At 32.6% G+C, this 4,573-nt stretch carries 4 protein-coding genes; all 4 read left to right on the top strand.

Going from position 1 to position 4,573, the window contains the following annotated elements; all coding sequences use genetic code 11:
* Positions 1 to 2,393: hypothetical protein (locus AMDU4_RS11205; protein ID WP_021788085.1), on the top strand; the 2,393-nt coding region annotated here is incomplete at its 5' end.
* A 5-nt stretch (positions 2,394 to 2,398) separates the two neighbouring features.
* Entirely contained in the window at positions 2,399 to 3,346 is a 948-nt protein-coding gene (gene cas7d / locus AMDU4_RS11200) for a type I-D CRISPR-associated protein Cas7/Csc2 (RefSeq protein ID WP_021788084.1), read from the top strand.
* Between the two features lie 4 nt (positions 3,347 to 3,350).
* Entirely contained in the window at positions 3,351 to 4,010 is a 660-nt protein-coding gene (cas5d, locus tag AMDU4_RS11195; RefSeq protein ID WP_290705172.1) for a type I-D CRISPR-associated protein Cas5/Csc1, read from the top strand.
* Positions 4,003 to 4,573, top strand: a 571-nt coding sequence (locus tag AMDU4_RS11190; protein WP_290705169.1) for a DEAD/DEAH box helicase family protein, incomplete at its 3' end; no start/stop codon positions are given. The genes cas5d and AMDU4_RS11190, both read left to right, overlap by 8 nt.

The raw sequence follows: 4,573 nt of genomic DNA, 5'->3' as shown, positions 1-4,573 counted from the left end.
TGGAAAAATTCTCCACGCTAATGGAGGAATTGCATCTTTCAAAAGACGATGTTTATTTTATTGCTTTTTCAACTGAAAAAGGAACCGAATACAGATCTAATTCTGAGAATATTAGCCTTAACCACAATCTCCAATTTGAGAGCAGTTTTTCTAGATTAGCGGATAGCCTCTCGAGCATGTTTTCAGATGATACTGAGGATATTTCTGACGTATACTTCGATAACATACCCTGCATACCTAAAACTATGATTCATAAGATAAGGGTATCAAGTACCACTTTTATTACTATTTCTTCGTTCTTAAGAAAGGAATTAGTAGAAAGTATTGTTAAAAGTGGTGGCTTCTATTTATGGAGCACTTTAAACTCAATCTACTACGTTAACAAATCTGAAATTGAATTTTCGGTTGATGCTCTTTCAAACAAATTATTAGAGCGTGTTAGTCTAAGAGCACACCTAGAAGATGGAATAAGTTTTACCGACAGGAAAATAAATGTATCAAGTTCTAACATAGGGTCTATTAACAAGAAAATATTGGTCAAATTTGTGACTAATGGAAAGAAGTTCAAACAGGTTCTCCATCTCGAAGATATAAAATTAAATGAGGGCATAAAACTGGATGCTGAAAAGTATTCTGATAAAATAAGTAATACAATCTCGTACTCATTAAATTTTTATAAAGAAATGCCAAAATCTAAAACGAAGGGGCCAAGAAGCGTAAGGGAATATCTTGCTGCTGACGATATATATATAGAGAGTCCTGACACACAAAAAACCATTGATGAGATGGATGAACAAGAATTTATGGGTCTGTTGAAAAACAACCCTAACACACAAAAAACCATTGATGAGAGGTTACACGCATTTTATATTAGGTATGTTCAACTCCAAACATCGTTACAATCTAATCAGGCATGTATAATAAGAAAAAACTTGACAAAAACCCTTGCAGAAAATATATCAATGTTGAAAGGACTACTACCAAAGAATAATGAATATAAATCAGCTTTTTTAATTCCATTATTTATGACAAGTTCTGAAAATTCGCAAATAAATTGGAATGAAATCGAAAACAATGTAATATCTGATATGAATAGCGGATCAAAAAATAAAAACAATAAGAAAATAGTTTCAGAAATTATACAACTTATTTTAAATATGGGAGTTGTTAATCTCCCACAAGTACCAGATAAAATGTCTATGTCAATGATAACGGGTTATCCAGCTGAAAATAGTGGACATGTAGAAAACTTATTTGGATTAGGAACAAATTCATTTAATAATAGATTGCCTACATCAGGACTTCCTAATGGCAAAATAGATCAGTATACAATATTTGAATTCTCCTTGAGACACGTCCTTGCACCTAAAATTAGTTCTAAATATTCCTCTGCAGTTATGTTTTTATCATTTCCTGGTGCAATTCCATTCATGGACATGGGTAAATTTTTGAAATTAGCTTCTAACGTGGATTCTGATTTGAAGGTAAACAATATCAACCTCACAATAGAGGATGACAATGCGAAGCTCGATAATTTTAAGTTGGATTCCACATATTACATCTATCTTAATGACCCGAAAAAGGATAGTGACATACTGAAATACTTAAAGACAATAATAGATATTGCTATAAAATCAAAATTACATATTATGTTGAGTTTTTCTAATAATATATTTTATCAGTCATGGAAAGAAACTATACTAGTAGAATTGGAAAGTTCAGTATTAAATGGAATGGGGTGGAATAAAATCAGATGCAACAATATATTCGATGTTGAGCATAAGCTTCGATTTTTCCTAAACTCTTCAAAGAGTGAAAAAACAAAATCAACAGATTACGATAATGCATCTGTTGTGATCAAAGATTATATACGAGATAATTTCTCACTTTCTTATTACGTTCATAAACAATTTTTTGGCAGCAACCATGCTCTATTATCCAATCCGGATGATATAGAACTGATGCGAGAATTGATTTATGGAAAACATGGTGGAAAAATGAAAAAAATGGAAGAATTGGGTGAAATAGCTGCCGGTCTATACCGGTTAAATTATAAAAGCAGTGCCAGTGATCGTGGTTGGATGATCCGAGAAAGTTTAGAAGTGCTGGAGAAAATGAAGGCTGAAACAAAGCCCTCTAACTTGGCTGATTTAAAGGAGTTTGTCAGTGGCCATTTATCAAAAAATCTGGAAAGATTACTTAAACGTGAAAAGCCTGATATGAATTTAAAACCTAAAAATGAAGAGATTTTAAATTTTACTGATATTTTATTTTCCCTGATAAATGATGAGTTTAAAGGGAAGATACCATCAGGTATCACAAGAAGTTATTTGATAGATGCATTTGAAATAGAATATATGTTAGCCTCAGACAAAAAATGGAATAAAGAGTGATTAGTATGAATGGAAAATTAAATGAAATTATAAATAAAGGATTGCTTGTAAAAACTGAAAACCTGGATTTAAAAAAGAATCATGGGATATATATCAAAATTGGTATAGTTTCTGAGACTACTGGATTTTTGATATCGAGAAACAATGAACCAACTGAACTTACAAGTGAAAATATGATGGGGGATGAAAGGTGTATAGTGCCGGCACAGAAATGGCGGGCATCTGAAAGAAGTTATCTGCTTTCAGAATTAAGAAAATTGAATGATATTATACCTCCAGAATATTCAAGAAACATGAATAAAACAAGGTCGCCGCTAAAAAACCCTACGAGTCTGCTTTATGGTGACTCCTCTATAGGTTCCGGATTAAATATGGGATCTATAGCCTCAAGATGCTTCTATGACTGGGCATACAGTTTTGAACCTCTCGGTGAGATTTCCACCAGATTAACACACAATACTTTGTCCGAGGATGGTACTATATTGCACACAAGTGAGGGAAAGACAGAATCAAATGCGATATACAACGTGCCATATATAAAACCAGGGGTGAAATTTATTCGATTTGTGACACTTGAAAACTGCTCCTTAGAACTTTTACAACTAGAAATAATGGCAATTGTGGGGGCCACAAGGTATGGGGCTCGCACTGCAATACTGGGTGACAATATCGCAAATCGTATAGTTTCTATCGGATTTTCAAAGGGTGAAAAACCCGTATCCTCGTATACCATACTGTCAAAGTCCTGGGAAAGTGGGAAATACGAGCCGGAACATGATGTCTTACACGCTATGGAAACTTCCTATGAGCCGGGTAATATTCTTTCAGGAGATGATCTAGACTCTCTATTAGAGGAAACAATAAAAATAAAATCTAATAAAGCGGATCTTACATCATTATGTGAAACAATAAATACGAAAATGGAAAATGATTGGCGGGAATTCTGGAAGTGATAATATGAGAATTTTACCAATCAAAATGACTGCAATATCACCAATACAATATTTCTATACTGCTGCTGCAGGTGGTATGCGGAGTTCCAATTTTATTGGGGATATAGCCCTAAAATATGGGTTTTTAAGACAAATGGGTCTTTTTAGCCTCCCAGATCCGGGTAAAAGCCAACCCACATATGATGAAATTAACGATTATCCATTTTGGATAACTGTAGGCATACCTAGGAGTATGGCGTTTGGAAAGGGGGAAGAATCAATTTACATGAAAAATATGATACGGAATACCATGCAGGGTGCTGACTATAACGGTTCTAATGTGCATCCTCTTTTCAAAACTGGTCAATTAATGTATAAAAATTTCTTTTTTGTTCAACCACTTAAACCTGGCAATATATTTTATTCTTATCTTGTATACGATGAAGAATATTTTGGAACTTTTAAATTGCCTGAAATGGTAAGAGTTGGAAACAATAAAACAGGTATTATTAAAATAGATAGAACCAATGATGAATTCAGGAGCGTAATAAATCTTTATACATTCCAAAATATTATGGGGAAATCATTAAGTATACATAAAAATGAGTATTCATCCCATCTTGTTTTACAATATTTCCTTATGGGGTATTATTCATCTAAGGAGGTATTAGAGATTTATGGATGATATAAATTTTTTGATAAAACAATCTTACCTTCCGTCAGCCGGAGACCTAAGGTTATTCCAAAGAGAAATGCAAGAATTTGCCAGTGGAGCTCTTAATAAGAGAATAGCCTTATTATCCGCTCCTACAGGTGCAGGCAAAACTTTTGGCTTTAAAAAAATGATATTAGATGGTTTTATAATGATAATACTACCTAACAACCTTTTATCTAATGAAGTATACGATGATTTCAAAAAAGAAAAGGTTGATATTGCCCTATTAAATTCTCAAAGTCTCAATGAATCTCTTCAGAAATACAAAGATGAGGGTTTCGAAGATATTACCAAAGACAAAGTAATAGAATCTATTATTACCGGAAAAAAAATTGTCATTACAAACCCAGAATTATTTTATTATATAATATTAAACAAATATAAATATAACACAAAATCTGATTCCCTATCAGATTTAATTAAAGATGGATTAAGACTTATTGTAATAGATGAGGTGCACGTCTATTCCAGAGATCAGATAAATATAATTTTAGGTATATTAAAACTTATTAACCCAAATATAAAGATTATGT

The sequence above is a fragment of the Ferroplasma sp. Type II genome, assembly GCF_000496155.1.
Note: the sequence above shows the minus strand (reverse complement) of the source record. Positions and strands in the feature narration are given on the sequence as shown.